The sequence below is a fragment of the uncultured Phascolarctobacterium sp. genome (assembly GCF_958349595.1).
Classification (GTDB): Bacteria; Bacillota; Negativicutes; order Acidaminococcales; family Acidaminococcaceae; genus Phascolarctobacterium.
Map to the genome: position 1 here is coordinate 55,686 of NZ_CATWDQ010000011.1, position 22,468 is coordinate 78,153.

Annotated in this window: 22 protein-coding genes and 1 other RNA gene; 22 read left to right on the forward strand and 1 reads right to left on the reverse strand. The window is 45.9% G+C overall.

All coding sequences use genetic code 11. From position 1 onward, the window contains the following. The first annotated feature begins 3 nt into the window (after positions 1–3). The 21 genes from trpD to Q4G98_RS08925 all read left to right on the forward strand — a co-directional run bounded on the left by trpD (position 4) and on the right by Q4G98_RS08925 (position 18,592). A complete protein-coding gene (gene trpD, locus Q4G98_RS08825; protein ID WP_177559760.1) occupies positions 4–1,011 on the forward strand; it encodes an anthranilate phosphoribosyltransferase in 1,008 nt (335 codons plus the stop codon). 8 nt (positions 1,012–1,019) lie between these two features. After that, the gene (trpC, locus tag Q4G98_RS08830) at positions 1,020–1,802 is read left to right on the forward strand and encodes an indole-3-glycerol phosphate synthase TrpC (RefSeq protein WP_177559763.1); all 783 of its coding nucleotides are present in this window, start codon (positions 1,020–1,022) and stop codon (positions 1,800–1,802) included. Beyond that, positions 1,799–2,425, forward strand: coding sequence for a phosphoribosylanthranilate isomerase (locus Q4G98_RS08835; protein WP_177559766.1), 627 nt, complete (start codon positions 1,799–1,801; stop codon positions 2,423–2,425). Before trpC ends, Q4G98_RS08835 begins: the two co-directional genes overlap by 4 nt. Next, positions 2,418–3,602, forward strand: a complete 1,185-nt coding sequence (gene trpB / locus Q4G98_RS08840; RefSeq protein WP_177559769.1) for a tryptophan synthase subunit beta — start codon at positions 2,418–2,420, stop codon at positions 3,600–3,602. The genes Q4G98_RS08835 and trpB overlap by 8 nt, the downstream gene beginning before the upstream one ends. Next, a complete protein-coding gene (gene trpA / locus Q4G98_RS08845; protein ID WP_177559772.1) occupies positions 3,595–4,374 on the forward strand; it encodes a tryptophan synthase subunit alpha in 780 nt (259 codons plus the stop codon). Before trpB ends, trpA begins: the two co-directional genes overlap by 8 nt. 93 nt (positions 4,375–4,467) lie before the next feature. Next, entirely contained in the window at positions 4,468–5,715 is a 1,248-nt protein-coding gene (gene pepT, locus Q4G98_RS08850; protein ID WP_298565218.1) for a peptidase T, read from the forward strand. 125 nt (positions 5,716–5,840) lie between these two features. Next, positions 5,841–6,539, forward strand: coding sequence for a class I SAM-dependent methyltransferase (locus Q4G98_RS08855; protein ID WP_177559778.1), 699 nt, complete (start codon positions 5,841–5,843; stop codon positions 6,537–6,539). Then, entirely contained in the window at positions 6,520–7,314 is a 795-nt protein-coding gene (locus Q4G98_RS08860) for a Nif3-like dinuclear metal center hexameric protein (protein WP_177559781.1), read from the forward strand. The genes Q4G98_RS08855 and Q4G98_RS08860 overlap by 20 nt, the downstream gene beginning before the upstream one ends. A 29-nt stretch (positions 7,315–7,343) precedes the next feature. After that, complete coding sequence (locus tag Q4G98_RS08865) at positions 7,344–8,267, forward strand: 3'-5' exoribonuclease YhaM family protein (protein WP_177559784.1); 924 nt, start codon at positions 7,344–7,346, stop codon at positions 8,265–8,267. A gap of 36 nt (positions 8,268–8,303) precedes the next feature. Further along, positions 8,304–8,656, forward strand: an RNA gene (gene rnpB, locus Q4G98_RS08870) — RNase P RNA component class A. Between the two features lie 128 nt (positions 8,657–8,784). After that, entirely contained in the window at positions 8,785–9,714 is a 930-nt protein-coding gene (locus Q4G98_RS08875) for a glycosyltransferase family 2 protein (protein ID WP_293548306.1), read from the forward strand. Positions 9,715–9,779: 65 nt separating this feature from the next. Then, positions 9,780–10,448: an NlpC/P60 family protein gene (locus Q4G98_RS08880; protein ID WP_298565226.1), complete on the forward strand. Its 669-nt coding sequence runs from the start codon at positions 9,780–9,782 to the stop codon at positions 10,446–10,448. 186 nt (positions 10,449–10,634) lie between these two features. Beyond that, positions 10,635–11,333, forward strand: coding sequence for a response regulator transcription factor (locus Q4G98_RS08885; RefSeq protein ID WP_177559790.1), 699 nt, complete (start codon positions 10,635–10,637; stop codon positions 11,331–11,333). After that, positions 11,326–12,852: an ATP-binding protein gene (locus Q4G98_RS08890; RefSeq protein WP_298565229.1), complete on the forward strand. Its 1,527-nt coding sequence runs from the start codon at positions 11,326–11,328 to the stop codon at positions 12,850–12,852. The genes Q4G98_RS08885 and Q4G98_RS08890 overlap by 8 nt, the downstream gene beginning before the upstream one ends. Next, positions 12,846–13,364 carry a YqeG family HAD IIIA-type phosphatase gene (locus tag Q4G98_RS08895; protein ID WP_298565231.1) on the forward strand — a complete coding sequence of 173 codons (519 nt, stop codon included), beginning with the start codon at positions 12,846–12,848 and terminating at the stop codon, positions 13,362–13,364. Before Q4G98_RS08890 ends, Q4G98_RS08895 begins: the two co-directional genes overlap by 7 nt. Next, complete coding sequence (locus Q4G98_RS08900) at positions 13,361–14,140, forward strand: carbon-nitrogen family hydrolase (RefSeq protein ID WP_298565233.1); 780 nt, start codon at positions 13,361–13,363, stop codon at positions 14,138–14,140. Before Q4G98_RS08895 ends, Q4G98_RS08900 begins: the two co-directional genes overlap by 4 nt. Next, positions 14,137–15,186 carry a M15 family metallopeptidase gene (locus Q4G98_RS08905; RefSeq protein WP_298565236.1) on the forward strand — a complete coding sequence of 350 codons (1,050 nt, stop codon included), beginning with the start codon at positions 14,137–14,139 and terminating at the stop codon, positions 15,184–15,186. Before Q4G98_RS08900 ends, Q4G98_RS08905 begins: the two co-directional genes overlap by 4 nt. Positions 15,187–15,251: 65 nt before the next feature. Further along, on the forward strand, positions 15,252–15,590 hold the full coding sequence (locus Q4G98_RS08910) for a YlbF family regulator (protein WP_177559805.1): 339 nt from the start codon (positions 15,252–15,254) through the stop codon (positions 15,588–15,590). Next, positions 15,583–16,500 (forward strand): UDP-N-acetylmuramate dehydrogenase, encoded by a 918-nt coding sequence (gene murB, locus Q4G98_RS08915; RefSeq protein WP_298565239.1) that lies wholly within the window; start codon positions 15,583–15,585, stop codon positions 16,498–16,500. Before Q4G98_RS08910 ends, murB begins: the two co-directional genes overlap by 8 nt. Before the next feature lie 131 nt (positions 16,501–16,631). After that, positions 16,632–18,194 (forward strand): hypothetical protein, encoded by a 1,563-nt coding sequence (locus Q4G98_RS08920; RefSeq protein ID WP_298565242.1) that lies wholly within the window; start codon positions 16,632–16,634, stop codon positions 18,192–18,194. A gap of 20 nt (positions 18,195–18,214) precedes the next feature. Then, positions 18,215–18,592: an NfeD family protein gene (locus Q4G98_RS08925; protein WP_298565245.1), complete on the forward strand. Its 378-nt coding sequence runs from the start codon at positions 18,215–18,217 to the stop codon at positions 18,590–18,592. 110 nt (positions 18,593–18,702) lie between these two features. On the opposite strand, the gene pepF is transcribed toward Q4G98_RS08925, so the two are convergent. Continuing rightward, a complete protein-coding gene (gene pepF, locus Q4G98_RS08930; RefSeq protein WP_298565247.1) occupies positions 18,703–20,520 on the reverse strand; it encodes an oligoendopeptidase F in 1,818 nt (605 codons plus the stop codon). Between the two features lie 82 nt (positions 20,521–20,602). Here pepF and Q4G98_RS08935 point away from each other — a divergent pair, with 82 nt between their 5' ends. Further along, the gene (locus Q4G98_RS08935) at positions 20,603–22,330 is read left to right on the forward strand and encodes a B12-binding domain-containing radical SAM protein (RefSeq protein WP_298565250.1); all 1,728 of its coding nucleotides are present in this window, start codon (positions 20,603–20,605) and stop codon (positions 22,328–22,330) included. Positions 22,331–22,468: the final 138 nt, after the last annotated feature.

Sequence of the window (22,468 nt, forward strand, 5' to 3'; positions counted from 1 at the left end):
AAAATGATCAATGAAGCAATCAATAAACTGGCTGACAAACAGAATCTGACCGGCGCAGAGACGGTGGGGGCTTTTGGCGAGATCATGAGCGGTGCAGCTACTAATGCGCAGATCGCGGCGTTTATTACGGCGATGCGGATGAAGGGCGAGACTATTGAAGAAATAACGGCGTGTGCCAAGGTCTTACGTGAGAAATGCACGCATATCGATCCGGGCAAGGATGTGCTGGATATCGTGGGGACTGGCGGCGATTGTGCTAATACCTTTAATATTTCCACGACCAGTTCTTTTGTGATCGCGGCGGCAGGAGTTCCAGTAGCCAAGCATGGCAATCGCAGCGTTTCCAGTAAAAGCGGCGCTGCCGATGTTTTGGAGGAACTGGGCGTGAAGATCGACCTTTCGGCTGAACGCAATCAGGAACTGCTGCAGGAGATAGACCTATGTTTTTTATTTGCGCAGTCTTATCATGCTTCCATGCGTTTTGCCGGACCGGTACGGAAAGAGCTTGGTATCCGCACGGTTTTCAACATTATCGGCCCTTTAGCGAACCCTGCTTTTGCCAGCCTGCAGCTGTTAGGCGTTTATAAAAAAGAATTGGTAGAACCTTTGGCAAAGGTTCTTGCCAATTTGGGCGTTAAACGCGGTATCGTAGTTTATGGCAATGACGGGATCGATGAGGTGACTGTTTCGGCAACGAATACGATAGCGGAAATAAACGGCGGCGAGATCACGACTTACACTCTTGATCCGCAGGCTCTGGGTTTTGCACCCTGCCGGAAAAGTGATCTGGTGGGCGGTGACGCCAGGGTCAATGCTGGTATCACTTATGATATTTTAAGCGGTAAAGAACAGGGAGCAAAACGCAATGCCGTAGTTTTAAATTCGGGGCTGAGCCTGTATTTGGGTGGTAAAGGTTCTATTAAAGAGTGTATCGAACTTGCCAGGGAAACTATTGACAACGGTAAGGCTTTAGAAAAATTGCAGCAGCTGATAGCGCTGAGCAATGCCTGAGGTGGACGATGATTTTAGATGATATTGCAGCGGCGACACAGCTCAGGGTAGAGCGGCTGCAGAAAAGCAAAAGCTTAAGCAGCGTCAGGTTTGAGGCTGAGGAGTTACCTGAAAGCAAGCGTGGTTTTAAAGCGCGTCTGGCAAGAGCAGGTATGAATTTTATCACGGAGATCAAAAAGGCCTCGCCTTCCAAGGGGATCATTGCCCGGGAATTCGATTATCTGAGGATTGCCGGAGAGTATGAAGCAGCAGGGGCAGCGGCAATTTCGTGTTTAACAGAGCCGCAGTTTTTTTTAGGCAGGGATGAATATTTACAGGCGATCAGCGCCGCAGTGCACGTTCCGGTGTTACGGAAGGATTTCACGATCAGCGAGTATCAGATTTATGAAGCCAAAACTATTGGCGCTGATGCCGTACTGTTGATTTGCGCATTGCTGGAAACGGCCAGGATCAGGGAATTTCTGGCTATAGCCGCCAGTATAGGCCTGGAGGTTTTGGTGGAAGCGCATGATGCGGCAGAAGTTGAGGCAGCCCTTGCTGCTGGGGCAGAGATCATTGGCGTCAATAACCGTAATTTAAAAGATTTCAGTGTCGATTTACAGAACAGTCTGCAGCTGAGGCAGTTGGTGCCGCGTGATAAAATATTTGTTTCTGAAAGCGGTATCAGGACTGCGGAAGATGTCAGACAGCTCCAGCAGGCGGGAGTGAACGGTGTTTTGATCGGCGAAACGCTGATGAGAAGTGAGAATATTACTTTAGAGCTGCGGCGGCTGGCGGGTGAGTTAAAATGACCAAGGTCAAAATATGCGGTTTAAAACGTCAAGAAGATATAGCTTTTGCCAACAGGCTGCTGCCGGAATATGCCGGATTTGTTTTTGCGGCCAGTCCCAGACAGGTGTCGGCCGGACAGGCCGCTAAGCTGCGGGCAGAACTGGATTTACGGGTTCAGGCCGTAGGTGTTTTTGTGCAGGAGGAGCTTGATTTTATCAAGCGGCTGGCGTCGGAACGAACTATCGATGTGGTGCAGCTGCATGGTGACGAGAGTCCTGAGTATTGCAGAGAGCTGCGCCGGAGGATAAAGCTGCCGGTTATCAAAGTGCTGCGGGTAGCCAATGCGGCTAGCCTGAGATGCGCGGCGGATTATGAATGTGATTATCTGCTGCTCGATACTTATACCAAGGCTGCCTATGGCGGCAGCGGTCAGCGGTTTGATCTGGGGCTTTTACAAAACATCAGCCTGCAGCGGCCTTTTTTTCTGGCCGGGGGACTGGATGCGCACAATGTAAAAGAGGTTTTAGCGGTGAAGCCATATGCCGTCGATGTGAGCGGCGGAGTGGAAACCGAGGGCAGGAAAGATTTTACAAAAATGAGTGCGTTTATTGACGCAGTGAAAGGAAGCAGAGAAAATGACTAAAGGAAGATACGGCAGGCACGGCGGTCAATATATTCCGGAAACTTTGATGAATGCGGTTTTGGAATTGGAACGCGCTTATGCTCATTATAAAAATGATCCGCAGTTTATGGAAGAATTGCAGACTTTATATCGTGAATACGCCAACAGGCCTTCTTTATTATATTATGCCGAGAAGATGACGCGGGATCTGGGTGGGGCCAGAATCTATTTAAAACGTGAGGATCTGAATCATACCGGTTCACACAAGATCAATAATGTGTTAGGACAGGTGCTGCTGGCAAAAAAGATGGGCAAAAAACGGGTGATCGCCGAAACAGGGGCCGGACAGCACGGTGTGGCGACAGCGACCGCGGCGGCTTTGATGGACATGGAATGTGTCGTTTATATGGGCAAGGAAGATACGGAGCGGCAGGCGCTGAACGTTTTTCGCATGGAGCTGTTGGGAGCCAGAGTGGTAGCTGTAGAAACTGGCACTATGACTTTGAAGGATGCTGTCAATGAGGCTCTGCGTTCCTGGACTGCCAATGTCAATGATACTTATTATGTGCTGGGCAGCGTGATGGGGCCGCATCCTTATCCGGAAATAGTCAGGGATTTTCAGCGTGTGATCGGCAGAGAGGTCAAGCAGCAGATGCTGGAGCAGGAAGGCCGTCTGCCGGACGTAGTAATGGCCTGTGTCGGCGGCGGTTCTAATGCTATGGGACTGTTTTATGATTTTATTCCCGAGACGGAGGTGCAGCTGATCGGTATCGAAGCTGCCGGACGCGGCATTGAAACTGAGGAAACTGCGGCGACGATCAATCGCGGCAGTCTGGGGATCTTTCACGGCATGAAATCTTATTTTATGCAGGATAAATACGGCCAGATCGCGCCGGTGTATTCGATTTCGGCGGGGCTCGATTATCCGGGTATCGGGCCGGAGCATGCCTATTTACATGATACAGGGCGGGCCAGTTATGTAGCGATCACAGATGATGAGGCAGTACAGGCTTTCAATTATCTGTCGAAAACGGAAGGGATTATTCCGGCGATCGAAAGTGCGCACGCGCTGGCTTATGCAATGAAGCTGGCGCCTGAAATGGCCAGGGATAAGATCATCGTCGTTAATTTGTCGGGGCGCGGCGATAAGGATGTAGCGGCGATTGCCAGATATATGGGGGTGGATTTACATGAGTAAAATATCGCAGGCTTTTAAAAATAAAAAGAAATGCTTTATCCCATTCGTTACAGCGGGCGACCCTGATCTGGCAGTTACCAAAGAACTGATTTTGGCCATGGCGTCGGCAGGGGCGGATATTATTGAAATAGGCATACCTTTTTCTGATCCTGTTGCTGAAGGCGAGGTTATCCAGCGGGCCAATGTGAGGGCCTTAAACGCAGGCACGACTACGGACAGGCTGTTTGAAATGCTGGCGGAAGTGAGGCAGCTTACGCAGATCCCGCTGGTATTCTTGACTTACGTCAATCCGATTTTTATTTACGGTACGGAAAAATTTATGGAAAAATGTCGGCAGACAGGGATCGACGGCGTTATTGTGCCTGATCTGCCGTATGAAGAAAAAAATGAGCTGCTGGCGTGCTGTAAGGCGTATGGCGTCGATCTTATCTCGTTGATAGCGCCTACTTCTGACGACAGGATCCAGATGATCGCCAGAGAAGCCATGGGTTATATTTACGTTGTTTCTTCACTGGGAGTTACCGGTGTGCGCAGCAATATCACTACGGACATCGGCGCGATAGTTAGTCGGATCCGCGAGGTGACTGATACTCCTGTAGCGGTAGGATTTGGCATCGCGACTCCGGAGCAGGCGGAAAAGATGGCGGCTCTAAGTGATGGCGCGATAGTTGGCAGCGCTATCGTGAAGCTTGTTGAGCAATATGGAACAGCCGCCGCAGGGCCTGTGCAGGAGTATGTTGCCGGAATGGCTGCCGCAGTAGCGCGTGCATGATAATAAATGTGTTCTGCAAACCCGTCTGTGTAGTCAGGCGGGTTTGTGTTATAATAATTTCTATAGTTATATAATGAATGGAGATGAATACAGATGCAGACACGTCTATTAGAACGTTTTTTACGCTATACCGCGGTGACAAGCCAGAGCGATGCTTCTCAGACAGTGGTTCCTTCCACAGAGGGGCAGAGAAGGCTGGCTGAATTATTAAAGAAAGATCTTGCCGAGCTTGGCTTAGTTGATCTTGCGATCAGTGAATATTCTGTCCTTACAGGCAAACTGCCGGCTAATTTGCCTGGCGGTAGCAGCGGACAAATACCGGCTGTTGGTTTTGTCGCCCATTTAGACACGGTTGATGTTAAGCTGGCGGCTGACATCAGACCGCAGGTTGTGCGGGCTTATAGCGGCGGCGATGTTTGCCTGAATGCAAAAGAGGGGATCTATCTTCGTGAGGCAGAGCATCCTGAATTATTGCAATATAAAGGGCAGGATATTGTTTTCAGTGACGGTACCAGTGTTCTGGGCGCCGACAATAAGGCGGCTGTGGCAAATATCGTGGTAGCGCTGGAAACTTTGGCCCAGAATAAGACGCTGCTGCACGGCGATATTTATGTCGCTTTTGTGCCAGATGAAGAATGTGGTCTGCGCGGAGCTAAAAAAATGGATTTCAGTAAATTTCCGGTAGCTTTCGCCTATACTATCGACTGCTGTGAGTTGGGCGAGGTGGTGTATGAAACTTTTAATGCCGGCAGTGCGGTAATAAAAATAAAAGGTGTCAGCGCGCATCCTATGTCAGCCAAAGGGGTGATGGTCAATCCGTTGTTGGCCGCTATTGATTTTGCCAATTTATTTGACCGGCAGCAGACCCCGGAATGTACAGACGGCAAGGAAGGTTATATCTGGGTCAAGGGTATGCAGGGCAATCAAAGTACGGCCACGGTGAATCTGGATATTCGCGATCATGACAAAATAAAATACGAAGCTCGCAAACAGACTGTTTGGGAAAATGTAAAAAAAATCCAAAAGCTGTATCCTAAAGCTGTTATCAACTGTGATATCAACGATACCTATGGGAATATTGCCGATGCTGTAAATGATGAAAACCGTAAATGTATAGACTATATTTATACCGCGATGTCAGAACTGAGAATAAAGCCGAATACGATTGCGATGCGGGGCGGTACGGATGGTTCGTATATTTCTACGCAGGGAATTTTAACGCCGAATTATTTTACCGGAGGCCATAATTTCCATTCAAATTGTGAATTTCTGCCGCTGCCTTCGTTGGAGAAATCATGCCTGATGACATTGAAATTGATCGAATTGATTGCTAAAGGCTAAAAAGTTAAGAATGCCGTCTCTTTAAATTTTAAGAGGCGGCATTTCTGGTTTCACAAAGAAATAACGAACCGGCAGCCGGGAATGTGTTATAATTTGTATGAGAAAATAATGATGTGGGAGGCCCTATGAATATTGGTGCGCGTTTGGAAGCGATTGGGAGATTAGTCCCTGAGAACGTCAGCATAGCAGATATAGGAACGGATCATGCGTATTTGCCGGCCTGGCTGGCAGAGCGTGGCCGGATAAAAAAAGCAGTAGCAGGCGATATTTGTGAAGGCCCGTGTGCTGCGGCACGCAATACAGTTGCAATGTACGGACTGAATGATAAAATAGAAGTGCGGATGGGAAACGGCCTGGCTATCATCAGGCCTGGCGAAACGGATGTGATCATAATTGCCGGGATGGGTGCCGGTACGATGATCGAAATCATTGAAGCAGGAATGGAGGCCGCACGGGCAGCCAGTCTGCTGATATTACAGCCGATGGCCGGCGCGCCTTCTTTAAGACGTTGGGCTAACGCCCACGGCTGGTACATTGCTGATGAAGTCCTGGTTGAAGAGGGGCGTCATCTTTATGAAATCATAGTGCTGAAACGCGGGCATGAAGCTGCTGTCAGTACAATTGCCTATGAAATAGGGCCGCGGTTACTGGAACAAAGGCCGCCGCTTTTCCAAAAACATCTGGCTAAAATATGCGGGCAATATCAAAAAATGCTGTTGAATATGCAGCGCAGTGCGGCCGCAAAACAAAGTGGCAAGTATCAGGAAATACAGGCTTTAGTGCAGGAACTGGAGGGATTAGACGATGGAGGCTACGGTAAATGATATCGTTAAAATAATGGATGGCATAGCGCCGCCTGATCTGGCAGAAGCCTGGGATAATGTCGGATTATTGGTGGGGCGCGGCAGCAGTGCGGTAAAAAAGCTCATGGTAGCTTTAGATGTATCGCCGGAGGTAGTAGAGCAGGCTATGGAGCATAAGGTACAGATGATCGTTACGCATCATCCGGTTATTTTTGACCCCATAAAAAAAATGACCGACAGAACCTGGCAGCATAAATTGCTTTTAGATTGTGCTGAAAATAAAATTGCCGTTTATAGTGCTCATACCAGTCTTGATAGCGTGCTTGGCGGCGTCAATGATGTTTTAGCTGAGAAAATGGGCCTGCTGCATACTGAAGTTTTGTCCCCTGCTGCCAGCGGCGCGGCTGGCTTAGGACGAGTAGGCCACTTGCCGGAGGCAATGACGCTGCAGGATTTTGCAGAGAAAGTAAAAGCAGTTCTGCAATTGGAAAAAGTTACTGTCGGCGATGCCGGGCGTATGGTAAATAAAGTTGCCATATGCGGCGGGGCCGGAGCTGATTTTATTGGCGAGGCACTGGCCGCAGGAGCAGATACCTTTGTGACAGGCGATGTAAAATACCATGCCGCCCAGCAGGCGGTCTACAGTGGTCTGAATATAATCGATGCCACACATCAGGGTACAGAATTGCCTGTAATAAATACGCTTGCGGACAGGATTGCTTTGCGCCTGACTTCCTGTGGTTTCCGCACGCAGGTTTTGGTAGCGAAGGAAAGTAAAATTTTGCAATGCCTGTAAACGGTATGCTTTTAAGGAGGGTGACAAATATGATCAGCGATTTTAAGGCAGGCACAAAAGTGTGTCAGGCTGTATTGCTGCGTGTGCAGAAAATCGGCAATTCGTCGAATGGCGGAGTATTTGCGCGCGGTTTGCTGGAAGATAACAGCGGTAAAATACCGTTTATTGTTTTTGAAGCTGGCATTGTAGATAAAATGCGGTCAATGGAAGGACCCAGGGTAATGATGGTTGGCGGTATGGTCGATATCAATAAATTTTCTAATGATATGACGCTGCAGCTGGTCTTACAACGCATGGAAGAGATCATGCCGGAAGATGATATCACGCATTTACTGCCTAATGGCGATTTTGACCATCAGGAATATGAAAATAAACTGCAAAAGCTGATCAAAGGGGTAATGACACCTGGAATAAGATTGCTGCTGGAGAATATTTTCAGCGGCAGCTTATACGACAAGTTTTTGATAAATCCTGCGGGAATGCGTTTGCACCATGCCTATATCGGAGGCTTGCTGCAGCATTCCGTCGATGTAGCAGGGATTGCGCAGGCACTGGCAGAGCGTATTGGCGGCGTCGATAAGGATTTGATCGTTGCCGGAGCGCTGCTGCATGATATTGGCAAGCTCAGGGAAATTTCTTCGGATATAGGTTTCCCTTATACGATGGAAGGACGCCTGCTGGGACATGTGGCTATGTCGGCTGTGATGGTGCAGGAGGCTGCCGCTAAGGCAAAAGTAACAGGCCCTAAACTGCAGCAGCTGCTGCATATTGTGCTGTCGCATCATGGCGAGCAGGAAAAAGGTTCGCCGGTTGCTTGTGCGACGAAAGAAAGTTTTATTGTTCATTATGCCGACGAAATCGATGCGATCATGAATCAGTTCAGTAAAAATGAAGGGAAAAATCCTTGGGAATATAATAAGATGCTGCAGCGTTTTTTACTGCATGAAGCTTGACTAAATAATCTCGATGTGTTAAATTAACAAACGATATGAGTGCGAAAGATGATCGCGGTGACGCTGAGGCGTCAACGAGGAAAGTCCGAGCTCCACAGGGCAGAATGCCGGATAACGTCCGGCGAGGGTGACCTCAGGGACAGTGCCACAGAAATGTGTACCGCCTGCTATGCAGGTAAGGGTGGAACGGTGCGGTAAGAGCGCACCAGCGGTCGGGTAACCGGCCGGCTAGGTAAACCCCATTCGGAGCAAGACCAAATAGGGGAGGGATGAAGCGGCCCGCTGAACCTTCCGGGTTGTGTCGCTGGAGCCTGTGAGTAATTGCAGGCCTAGATAAATGATCATCACCGCTTTGCGGAACAGAACTCGGCTTACTGAGCACTCGTATTCATTGATATCAAGCTGCCTGTTAGGGGCAGCTTTTCTTTTTTCCAAAAATTCACATAATCACTTCATATTAATTTCAAAATAGTGATATAATATAAAAGTATTCTAAATTGACGGTGAGGGTAATTCAATGAAACATATTTCTTTTGTAGTGCCTGTTTTTAATGAAGAGGCCAATCTCAGGGAATTTTACCAACGGCTGACAGAGATTATGTCGCCACTGCCATACGAATACGATATTACTTTTGTTGACGATGGTTCCAAAGACAGCAGCGTTGTGATTTTGTCGGAACTGGCGCGTGCGGACGAGCGTGTGCAGGCTTATTTGCTTTCCCGTAATTACGGACATCAGCTGGCGCTGACCTGCGGGTTGGATCATGCTGAGGGCGATGCCGTTATTACAATGGATGGCGATTTGCAGCATCCGCCGGAATTAGTGCCGGACTTATTGCAGCTGTGGGAAGACGGCAATGAAATCGTTCAGACGATTCGCTTAAGCACAGAAAATGTTTCTTTTATGAAACGTTTTTCGTCAGCAGTTTATTACAAACTCATCAATATCATGTCTAAGGTAGAAATCACTCCCGGCGGCAGCGATTTCAGGCTTATGGATCAAAAAGCCGTAGAGGCTTTTCGCCTGTATCGGGAAAGAGCGCGCTTTATCAGAGGGCTTATCAATACTTTAGGGTTTAAGGTAGCCAAGATAGAATTTGTGGCTCCGCCTCGTTTTGCAGGCAAATCAAAATACAGTCTGCGTAAAATGCTGCATTTCGCATTGGATGGGATCACTTCTTTTTCCAACCTGCCTTTGCGCTGGGCTTTTTACTGCGGTGTGTTCTGCGGACTTTGCAGCCTGATGGTGCTGGGACATGTTTTTTATGTTAAATATGTTATTGACGATGCTGTGCCAGGTTGGGCAACCATGACAGCCAGTGTATTGTTTTTGGGAGGTATTCAATTAGTAGGCATTGGTATTTTGGGAGAGTATATCGGACGGGTTTTTGAGGAAGTTAAGCAAAGACCGCTGTATCTTGTAGGACGCCATCTCGGGAAAAAGTAAGATAGTTTTACAATATTGTAAGTTTATGTTATAATTATTTACAGTTGAGAAAGGATGTGCGGTGCTTGCTGAAGAAAAAGCTGTTATGCGTAGTATTGACAATGCTGTTTTGTTTTATGAACATTGCAACTGCTTTAGCGTCTTTTGAGCGCGGTGACGAAGGACAGGAAGTCATTGAGATTCAAAAACGTTTAGTAGAGCTACAATATAAAGTATCTGATGTTGACGGTAAGTTTGGTCCTGAAACAGAAGCTGCTGTTAAGCAGTTCCAGGCAGATAAAAGTTTGGAAGTTGACGGGATTATCGGCAACGATACTTATCGTGCCCTGATGCAGAAAGAAATGCCTCCAAACCGTTCCGGCCGCAGTGCTGCAGTGCGTAACGTTATTCGTGCGGCATACAGCGTTTTGGGTACGCCTTATGTTTTTGGCGGGACCAGCACTTATGGCTTTGATTGTTCCGGCTTTACTCAGTATGCTTTCGCACGTGCAGGCATCAGTATTCCCCGTATGGCTGACAGCCAGTTGTATTATGGACGTCAGATTTCTATGAGCGAGTTACGTCCGGGAGATTTGATTTTCTTTTCTACCTACGAACCCGGTGCTTCTCACTGTGGCATTTATCTTGGCGATGGTAAATTTATCCATGCCGGCACCAGTACAGGCGTGGTTGTAGCCGATGCGTTTACCGGTTATTGGGGTGAACGTTATTACGGAGCCTGCCGCGTTTTATAAAAATAGGACTTTCAGCAGACAAGCTTTCTTGTCTGCTTTTTTTATGAGCAAAAAGAGACTGAAAATGTATTTCCTTGTCATAAATCTGTTTAAGTTGTAATATTTTTGTGAAAGCAGTATAAAAACAGGCTTTTTAAAGAAAACTATTGTATAATAATAAGCAAGAATAGTTATGAGGTGATTAGTATGGATATTCAAAAAGTTTTAATTGCCGACGACGAGAAGCATATTCGCGAGATACTTAAGATGTATTGCGAAAAAGAAGGCTTCGAGGTTATTGAAGCAGCTGACGGCGCCGAGGCGATTTTAAAAGTACAATCTGAGAAGCCGGATATTCTCATTTTGGATATCATGATGCCTGTTATGGACGGCTTGGAGGTTTGCAAGCAGGTTCGTAAAATGTCTGATCTGCCGATTATTATGTTGACAGCTAAAGATGAAGATGATGATCGCATTTTAGGTCTGGAGATTGGGGCGGATGATTATATTACGAAACCTTTTAACAGCCGCGAGGTCGTTGCCAGGATCAAAGCTGTTCTGCGCCGTGCAGGAACTCAGGAAAAACAGGAAGGCCGTTCGCGGGTAGAATATGACGGGCTGACTATTGATATGGAAGAATATCAGGTGATTGCTTTTGGCCAGAAAATGACTTTTACAGCTAAGGAAATGGAATTGCTCTGGTGTCTGGCGACAAATCCTGGCAAAGCTTTTTCACGTAACCAGCTGTTGGAAACTATTTGGGGTTATTCCTATTATGGCGATACCCGTACTGTGGATACGCATATCAAACGTATCCGTCAGAAACTCAACATTCCTGAAAATTCTAAATGGGATATCACTACTATTTGGGGTGTTGGCTATAAATTTGAGGTGAAGAGTGAATAAGTCTTTAAGTACCCGACTTATGTACAGCTTCATGGCTTTGATCGTAGTTATTGTAGTCGGCGTGACAGCGGGTATTTCTTACCTCATCGCCGACTATTTTTTTAAGATCAAAGAACAGGAGCTGGCCCAAAAGGGCAATGAGATGGCTGAGACCATTGAATATTTTATGCTGCGCGATACAGATCGGACCACACTGCACCGCTATATAGTCGCGGTAGACAGGCTGGTTGGTGCGCGTATTTGGCTTTTTGATAATAAATATGATCTTTTGGCCGCTTCTTTAGTTAATACTGACGAAGAAGCAGGCGGTAATAAACTGATCCGCAATTATAATTCTAAAGAGGGAACCGAACTTTTAGGCAAAGAAATAAAAGGCAGTAATTTGTCGACGAAGGTCCGCAGTATTCTGAAAGATGTATACAGTGGTAAATCGGTAAAATCGCAGATTTTCCACCCCTATTATAAAGAACAGGTCATGCTGGTCGGCGTGCCGTATGGCAAGCAGGATGGAGCGCATGGCGCTATTTTGCTGGCAGAGCCGCTGAGCGGGTTTGACAGTTTCCTGCGCGATATTTATATCTATGCTTCTATTGTAGGTGTGCTGGCACTTATTTTAAGTTTATTCATGGTCAGACGGTTATCACGTTCGATCATCAAGCCGTTAATATCCATGAAGGATAGTGCCGCCGCTATTGCTTCCGGTGACTATACGCGGAAGGTGGAAGTGCATGGCGAAGATGAGGTAGCTGCCCTGGGCAGAGCCTTGAACGCACTGGGTAATGATCTGAGTGCTTTTGTTGATAAGACAGAGCGAACTGAAAAAATCCGCCGTGATTTCGTAGCCAATGTTTCGCATGAGCTGCGGACGCCTATAACTATTATTCGTGGCTACAACGAAGCGATCAGTGACGGTACTATCACGGATAAGGAAATGATCCAGCGTTACCGTGCCTTGATAAATGAAGAAACGATCAGGCTGGAACGTATGATCAGAGAGCTTCTGAATATCAGCCGCTTCCAGGCCAGTGATGAACTGACGACGGGTATTGAACCCCTGCCGTTAGCGGAGATAGTGCGTAATGTTACGGAAAAACTGATGGTCAAATCGGTGAAGCGTCATGTAACGCTGGTCATTCATGCCGATGAAAATATTGCCGTTGTGGGTAATGGCGATCAACTGGTACAGCTTATTATGATTTTGGGGGATAATGCCCTGAAATATTCGCCTGATAATGGAACGATCGCTTTTACTGCGGTAAGACAGGAGGACGGCAGTGTTTTGCTTTCCGTAGCCGACCAGGGGCCGGGAATCCCGGAAGAGGATCTGCCATTTATCTGGGAAAGATTTTACAAGGTAGATAAATCACATTGCCGGAATGTACCGGGAACAGGTCTGGGGCTTGCTATTGCTAAAGAGATCATCCGCGTGCACGGAGCTAAGGCCCAGGTGTTCAGCACTCAGGGCGTTGGTACGCGTTTTGAAGTGACCTTTCCGAAGGAGAAAGTCGTTTTATGCTAAAAATGTTTTGCCCGGATTTTCGTTTTGACAGTATCGCGGCGATTCCTGTTGACTGGCTGAAAAAACAACGGGTAGAGAGAGTTATTTTAGATGTTGATAATACTTTGCTGCCGCGGGATGCCGTGCAGCCGGAGGACGCTGTGCTGAACTGGCTGGAGTCGCTGCGTAAAAGCGGTATCGAGATAGTGCTGCTTTCCAATAACGGCGGGGAAAGACTGCGGAAAATCAGCGCAGCAGCCCAGGCTGAAGCAGTGAGCTGGGCTGCCAAACCAATGCCCTGGGGCTTTAAAAGAGCGCTCAAACGTTTTGACAGGCAGCAGGGGAAAGTAATGGTTATTGGTGATCAGCTTTTAACCGATGTCCTGGGCGCCAAACGAATGGGCTTTACTGTGCTTTGGGTACGGTCGCTGCGGGGAAAAGAATTCCCGGTGACAAGGATTACAAGGCAAATAGAAAAAATGCTGGTGCGCAGATTAGAGGCGCAGGGCTTATTGCCGGAGGAAAGAAAATGAAAGTTGCATTGATCCAAATGGAAATAGCGGAGAAAAATACATCGGGAAATATTGCGCATGGTCTGGAATTGCTGCAAGAAGCAGCAGTGGGCAGCGACATTGCCGTATTGCCTGAGATCTGGACCACAGGCTATTCTTTAGGACATCTTGAGGAAGAAGCGGAAACCATAGACGGCAGTACGGTCACTGCAGTGCGTAAGATCGCTAACGATCATCATTGCGCTGTGGTAGCGGGGTCGATCCCTTTGCGGCACAAAGATGGGAAGATTTATAATAACACCGTAGTTATTGATAAGCAGGGCAGCATTGTTGCGTCTTACAGCAAAGTACATCTTTTTGGCTTGTTCAACGAAGAGCGTTTTTTTGCTGCGGGGGATAATTTTGATACCTATGAGCTGAATGGCGTTATCTGCGGTTCGACTATTTGCTATGATTTGCGTTTCCCTGAATTGTATAGACATCTCTCGCTGCAGGGAGCCAAAATAATTTTTGTGCCTGCTGAATGGCCGTCTTCCAGGGGCGATATTTGGACTTTGCTGGCTCAGGCCCGCGGCGCGGAAAACCATAATTATATAGTTGCCGTTAATTGTGTGGGGGAGTTCAAAGGAGCGCCGTTTTACGGACATTCGATGGTAGTAGACCCGATGGGGAAAATCATAGCTGAAGGCGGCAGCAAAGAAGAAATTATTTACTGCGATCTTGATTTACCCTATATTGATAAAGTGCGTGCAAGGCTTAATGCATTGGCTGACGTGCGTGAGGAGCTTGTAAAATGATCAGAAAGTTGCTTGGAGCGATGATTTTATGTGCCGTACTGCTGGCGCAGAACCTGCCGATACAGGCGGCTGCTGTTGAACCGAGGGAGTGCCCAAAGGATCTGAAATATCTTTTGGGTATGTACTATGGTAATGGTGAGCAGTTTGTTATAAGAGAACGCGGCGGTGAGCTGGAGCTTTTGTACAGAACTACGCGGGAAGATTATAAATTTGCCAGGAGCAACCAGTTTCCGCTCAAAAAAGAACGCTTTGATTCGTATACGCTTTTGGAAGCAGGACCAATGAACAATACTGAGACTAGTGTGCGTTTTGAACGTGATCCTGACGGCTATGGCATTACGTGCAAAATAGGCGGTAACCGTTATAGCCGGGCTTTCTTCGGAGCTGACAGAGAGAAGCCGTTTCGTCTGCCGCAGCCGGCGGATTGGCAGTCTTTAAAAAAGGCTGCTGCTGAAGCTGTGATGCCTGCGGCACTGGCTGAAGGTAAACAGGCGCGGCTGGTGGATGTGGCAAAGGCCGTACCAGGGATAAAACTTGATCTGCGTTATGCGGGGACAAATAACTGTTTTGGCGCGCCTATTGTTGACGTACAAAAAGCTTATCTTGACCAGGAGGCCACTGCAGCGTTGAACCGGGTGCAGAAAAAACTTGCCGATTACGGTTATGGACTTGTCATTTGGGAAGCTTACCGGCCCTGGTCTGTATCTAAGCTTGCCTATGATGCTTTCCCTGAGGATAAAAAGCAAATGCTGCCTGCGCCGGAGCAGGGCTTTTCACATAATACCGGCAGATCCGTTGACGTGAGCCTGTATTATCTTGAAACAGGTGAGCCTGCAGCAATGATCAGCGATTTTGATGAACCGTCAGTCCGGCAATATACGAAGTTTGCCGGTGGTACGGAACTCGAACGTTATCAGCGTGATCTGCTGCATCAGCTGATGAGTTTAGAAGGTTTTTCGGGCAGCGATATGGAATGGTGGCATTTTGATTATGAGCCGGATACGGTCTACAGTCATTTAAATCTGCCATTAGCGGAATTGAACTGAGCCTTTACAGAAAATTTAGATATGCTATAATATAAAAGCTAAAAAAAATTACGAGGTGAACCGGCATGAACGTTTACGATTGTGCAAATGCATTGGCTAAAGCAATGCGCGAAAGCCAGGAATACAAAAAATTAAAAGAGGCTAAAGCGGCTCTTGAGCAGGATCCCAAAGGTAAAGAGTTGGCTGAGGAATTTTTACAATTGAGCCAGGAAATAGAGTTGGCGAAATATCAGGGACAGGAAGTTCCGGAAGAAAAAAATGAAAAACTGCAAAAACTTACTGGTATTTTAGGATTAAATACAGTCGCTATGGAGTATCTGCACGCCTTTATGCGTTTTCAAATGATGATGGGTGATATTTCCAAATCTATCGGAGACGTAGTAAAGGAAGTTACTGGTGAATAAAGAGTTTTTAGATTTGGCTGAACAACTGAAAAGTTCTGTTTCCTGTACTGTGCGTTTAAATGAGCTGATGAGCGGACATACGTCTTTTAAAATTGGCGGACCGGCGGATATTTTGGTTTTGCCGGAATCGATCGAACAGTTGCGGGAAGTTTTGCAAGCGGTCAGTAAAACTGCTGTTCCGCTTACTTTACTTGGCAATGGCTCCAACGTTTTAGTGCGTGATAAAGGTATCCGCGGTATCGTTATCAAGCTGGGAAATATGCTGCGGCATTTTTATGAGACAGATGATTTGCTGGTCTTTGGTTCAGGCTATTCGCTGGCCTTGGCTTCTTACAAGGCGATGGAATGCGGCAGGACTGGTATGGAATTTGCCGTAGGTATTCCGGGCAGTATTGGCGGCGCCGTATATATGAATGCCGGGGCTTATGACGGTGAAATGCAGAATATAGTCCATTGCGTAAGGGTCATGGATCTCCAGGGAGATGAGCGTATACTCACTGCCGAAGAATTGAATTTTGGTTATCGCAAAACCAGTTTACAAAACAGTGGGCTTATCGTTACGGAAGTAACGCTGAAAATGCCGGCGGGGAATAAAGCTGCTATCAAGTCGAAAATGGATGATTTCAGCCAGCGGCGGACCAGCAAGCAGCCTTTGGAAATGCCCAGTGCCGGCAGTATGTTTAAACGTCCGCCGGGATTTTTTGCAGGGACGCTGATCGATCAGGCCGGATTAAAGGGCTATACGGTCGGCGGCGCTCAGATTTCTACTAAGCATGCGGGCTTTGTCGTCAATGTTGGCGGCGCTACGGCTGCTGATGTTTTACAGCTTATCAATGATGTTCAAGCCAAAATCAAAGCTGGCGTTGGTGTTGAATTACAGCCAGAAGTTTTGGTGATCGGTGAAGAATAAGAATTTGCTTACTCCAAAAGCTCCGATAGTTGATATCGGAGCTTTTTTACTGTCACAAAATGTTCAATTGAAAAGCATTGGAACGCTATGATATAATAACAGCATTGCAGGGAAAGAAGGATTTTAGATTAATGAATAACGGAAAAGACAATGTGTATGATTTAGTAGAAGATTTTTACGCCCATGATGAAGGCTGGAACACATTGCTCAGACAAGAGTATGCCGAAGGTTTTCTGCGCATGGAAGCCTGGAAAGGCAAAAAAAACAGTGATTTATACCGCAATTGGGATAATGTAACGATGCTGTGTTTATATCTCGGCAGCGCCGAAACTTTTTTAGGGGATATGAATGCAGATGATTTTGTTGATTGCATAGCCTGGTGCGGAAGAAATATTTCAGAATTTACACCTGATTATGAGGGCACACGTTTTTTTCTGGAAACCTGTGACAGTCTGTTCAAATATTTAAAAGGCAAAAATGCCATCTCTGATGCTTCCGCCCCTGGAGCAGCAGCTGTACTGCTGCTGCAAGGCGAGAAAATGAATATAGTTTTGCCGGACGGACATTTTGATGATGCCAATTCTGCAAGAGCCTGGGATGCTACGCCGGACATACCTGCCAAAATATTTTTAAATATTGGTGAACGTCTGCAGGAATTGCTGGAAGTGCTGCACAGATTTTTTGAACGGGAATATTTCCGTCTGGATCTTGATCGGGCTGCTTTTCTATACTATGGCATTTTAATGGGCTATGAGGACGAAAAGAAAGCGAACCTTGAGGAAACCAGTGAATGCTTTTGGGATTATTTTCTTTTTGATTATCATTTGCTGCGCAGTGATAAACGGCCGCTGGAGTTTTTTTATGAACGTACCTGCCTGCCGGAAAGCGATGAATATGACGCAGTATTTGCCAAACGTAACCGTGATGTTCTGGAAGAACTGTGTAAAGCAAGACTGGCTGTATTTAAAGTCGACAGCTATACAGATGACGGCGCTTTTGAATGTACAGACTGGCTGAGCGGCGAAAAGTATACTTTAAGTTTGCCTCTGGAAGAGTCGGCAGACTTAAACGACGCTATTTTGTTAGGTCATATTTTTTATAATGAAAGCATGATAATGAATTATGTAAGCTGTCTGAAAATAGGTAAAGTAGCGCAAAAACGTTTGTTTAATACGCTGCAGGCCTGCAAAGAATGGTACAGCATCCAGGACCCTACAGCGGGGTGGGAAACATTTATAGCCAGGAACCCAATGCTGCTGCGGCATATGGTATTCCTGTATTCTGCTTTTGTAAATTTGAATAATTTTAACTATGAAACGGCACATAAAAATTATCTTCCGGCGGAAATAGATTATAATGACAGAGTCATTCTGAGAATCAGGCAGATGATGGAGCCATATCATTTTTCCGAGCGTGATATTAAGCTTGTTATTCAGCTGTGGGCTGATTTTAAGGCGAAATCCTGCAGGGACATACGAATGCCGAACCTTTGGGCTGCCGGAGCAATTTTTAATTTTATTAAAGCAAACGGCGTTTATAATTATAAAGATGAAAAAATTGCTGAATTATGCCAAAACGTACCGCTGGACGTTTTGCAGCGGATGTCTAAGGAAATATGGGTGACTTTGGGGATAGAAAAACACGATCCACGTTATATCAACGAAGAAGGTATTTTGTTGATGGCACTTTCCTAACGTGAAAAAGGAGTTTTGCTATGAAATGCAGTTTTTGCGGAAAAGAGTTAGAACGCGGCACACAAGAGTGCCCTTATTGTCATTGCCGAATAGAAGCTGAAGTACAGGTGCTGCGTCCTGAGGAAAGAGACACCTTTGACGGTGTGACGATCGAACAGGATGGAAATTCTGAGAGCGGCACACGTGTGGAAGAGGCGAATGCAGAGCGCAGAACCTACGGGCAGAGTACAGCTGGGCCGCAGATCCGTGTGCACAGTTTTGGCTGTGGCAGCGGTATATTGATGACGCTGTTGATTTTAGGCGGTATTCTGGCGATCTTCTTCTTTTTGCTGCCTACATTTTTGATTTTTGCCGCAATTGGCGCAGTAGTAGTATTTATTATGCGGCTTTTTATGTAAAATGAAGCAGGTTTTGTTAAGTGTTAAGATTGTTCTGAGATTTATGTGATTTATCCGGTAAAAATAAAATCCGCCTGTTTATCAACAGGCGGATTTTTTGCTGTGTTTGGTTATTTTTTAAGCAGTCCTTTTAATTCCTGCAATTTTTCTGCAAATTTGTGCAGAGTTACAGTAACAGGCAGTGACGTGGTTAAATCTACACCGGCTGTTTTTAACAGGTTAAGCGAGTAGTCACTGCCGCCGGAAGCAAGGAAACGCAGATATTTCTCTACTGCCTGCGGTTCTTTGCTGAGTATTGCCGAGGCGAAAGCTGTGGCCGCACTGTAGCCGGTCGCATATTTATAGACATAGAAAGGTGTGTAAAAATGGGGAATACGCGACCACTCGCTGGCTAATTCTTCGTCTACAGTAAGAGCTGGTCCGTAATAATGTTTGTTGCTGTCCAGCCAGTAGTTTTCTAAAGTTTCTGCCTGCAGGGTACGGCCTTCGTTGATCTCATTGTGAATGAACTTCTCAAATTCGGCAAATTGCACCTGGCGGTAAACGGTGGTCCGCACAGCCTCGAGAAATTGATTGAGCAGATAGATTTTCTGCTGGGGAGAAGCTGTTTTTAAGGTATGCTCCAGAAGCAGGATTTCATTTGTAGTAGAAGCTACTTCAGCACAGAAAATAGAATAATCACTGTTGATATAGGTTTGGGTTTTGTTGCTGAAATAGCTGTGCAGGGCATGTCCCATTTCGTGCGCCAGGGTAGAAATACTGTTGTAGCGGGGTTGATAATTAAGAAGAACGTAGGGATGAACCCCATAAATGCCCCAGGAATAAGCGCCGCTCCGTTTGCCTTTGTTTTCATAAATATCGATCCAGCGTTTATCAAAACCTTCCTGCAAGGCTGTCAGATAATCACTGCCCAACGGGGCAAGCGCTGCGGCAACTTTAGTTTTTGCTTCCTCAAATGTACAGGCAAAACTGTCGGCGGCATTGCTGATAGGCTGGTAAATATCATAAGCGTGGAATTCATCTAAACCAAGGATCTCTTTTTTCAGGGCAATATATTCGTGCAGAGGTTTTAAATTTTCATGGACTGTCTGGATTAGTCCGTCATATAGACTTGGGGGGATGTTATCTTCTGACAGACAGGCTTCTAAAGTATTAGTATAGTTATGAGCAGTTGCGTAAAAAGCACTGACACGGCAATTACTGGAAAGTGTATTAGCAAGCGTATTGCGGTATTTATGGTAAGTCGTCATTAAGCCATTGAAGGAATTGCGGCGCAGCACTCTGTCGTTGCTGGTCATATTAAGTAAATAATTACCTTCACTGACAGTGACTTCCTGCCCTTCGGCGTTTTTTACCAGTGGGAACTGCATATCGGCACTGACTAAGCTACGAAAGATTGCAGCCGGGCCTGAAGTTGCCAGCTGGCTTAATGAAAGCAGTTCTTCCTGTTCTTTGGGAAGAACATGCTTGGACAGTCTCAGTAAATTATTCAGATAAAAGCGATAATCACTGAAAGCCGGATCAGCTAATAAATTGTCGAATTTATCCTGACTTAATGACAAAATCTCAGGTTCAATAAAGGATACTGCATTATTGAAGGCTGCGGCTAAAGCTTCTGCTTCTCCGGCCAGCGCCTGAAATTTTTGATCTCCGTTGTCAGTATCCTGCTGAAGTCTTGCATAGGCATATAGTTTACTGACGCTTATGGAAAGACTGACTTGTTCCTGCAACGCTGTTTTCAAAGTTTGACAGTCATGCAGCTGACCTTTATATTGACTGAAAGCAGCAATAGCTTTTTTTAATTGCTGACTTGCTGCTTTCCAGGCTTCCTGATCAGGATAAATATCGTCGATATTCCATTGGAAACGGCGGTCTATACTACTGCGCGGCACTAAACTGCCATGCTGGGACTCATTATTTTTATTCATAATTTAAATTCACTCCTTGCAAAATCCAAAATACTTTATTATTATAACACAGACAGCATATGAAAGTTAGAGGCGTGATTTTATGAAAACTATTTTAGTGGCTATCAACAGTAAATATGTCCATACGGCATTAGGACTGCATTATGTATGTGAATTTTGTAAAACGAAAGACTTGGATGTAACGCTTATCGAAGAAACCATACAAACTCCACTTTTAGCAGTGTTGGCAGAGATCACAAGGGCTAAACCGGACTTTGTGGGATTTTCTGTGCATATTTGGAATAAAGCCTACGTCTACAGTTTGATAGAGCTGGTCAGAAAAGTTCTGCCTGCAGCTAAAATAGCTGTTGGCGGACCTGAGGTGGCATTTGAACCGGAACGCATTTTTAGTGAAAAAAGTGAAATAGATTTTATTGTACAGGGGGAAGGCGAAATTTGTTTCGCTGAATTGCTGACTGCATTAGAGAATTCTGCTGACAAAGTACCTTTACATATTGCGTATCGTGATAAAAATGGCCATGTACAGATCAACGGCGGCGTAACGGTTGTTGATGACCTGGCCGCGCTTGTTTTCCCGTACCCTGATCTGGAGACGATCGTAGCTGAAAATAAAATAGTTTATTATGAATGTACCCGCGGCTGTCCCTACCAGTGTTCTTATTGTTTGTCCGGCATTTCCCGCTCTGTTCGCAGGCGTCCGTTGGAAAAGGTGCTGCTTGATCTGGAACGCTTTATGGAAGCCAGAGTGCCGCTGGTAAAATTTGTTGACCGTACGTATAATTTGGATGAGACATATTTTCTGCCGATTATGCATTATTTAGCCATGGCTGATACGGAAACGACCTTTCATTTCGAAATCAAAGCGGACTTACTTTCGGAAAAAACTTTGAAATTTTTAGAAACAGTACCTGAAGGGCGGTTTCAATTTGAGATAGGCGTTCAGAGTACGCATGATGCAACATTGAAGGCTATTGGCCGGGAACACAACTGGGAAAAATTAGCCGATAATGTAGAACGGCTTTTAGCAAATGATAATATTCACCTGCATCTTGATTTGATTGCTGGCTTGCCACACGAAGGCTTGCAAGAATTTATCAAATCGTTCAATGATGTCTATGGATTACAACCGCATATGCTGCAGCTGGGCTTTTTAAAAGTGCTGCAGGGAACGGTGATGCAAAGTCAGGCTCAGGAGCATGGGCTGCTGTATATGAGTGAACCGCCTTACGAAGTTGTTCAGACTAAATATATGGCATATGAAGAATTACGCTTCCTCAAGGTGCTGGAAGATGTGTTTGAAAATACTTATAATACAGGCAAATTCAAACATGTGTTAGCCTATCTGATAAAGGCCAACGGCGGGACCGCTTTTGACTTTTACCGCCAGTTGACTGAATGGTGGGAAAGCAGAGGCTTATACCCGCAGGGGCATAATGTTCGCGGTGTAACGAAATTGCTGTGGGAATTTACCTGTGACTGTTACCCGGAAGAAAAAACAAATGTAAAAGAAGTATTAAGATTCGACGTGTTTATCTCTCTGCCGAACTGGCAGCCCAGCTGGCTGGGGTGGAAAACGGCTGAATTAAATGAACAGGCAATGGCCTTTTGGCGGGATAAAGATGAAGTCTGTCAATACTTACCGGATTATATTTTTTCGACCTGGAGACAGATACGGAAAAATTATCCTATTGAAGCTTTTGATTATAATGTGTATTCTGGCGTGGCCGAAAGAAGTATTTTTATGGCTGATTACAGCGACGGGAAATGCATTGTGAAACCATTGGTCAGCAAGCACTTACAAAATGAATAAAAAAATGTAAAAAAGTTATCAAAAAGGTGTTGACAGAAATAACGGGGAATGCTATTATATACAAGTCGCCGCGATACGGCGGCAGCAGAACCTTGAAAACTGAACAATAACCAAAAACGAATGTGCGGGCGAGCGTTT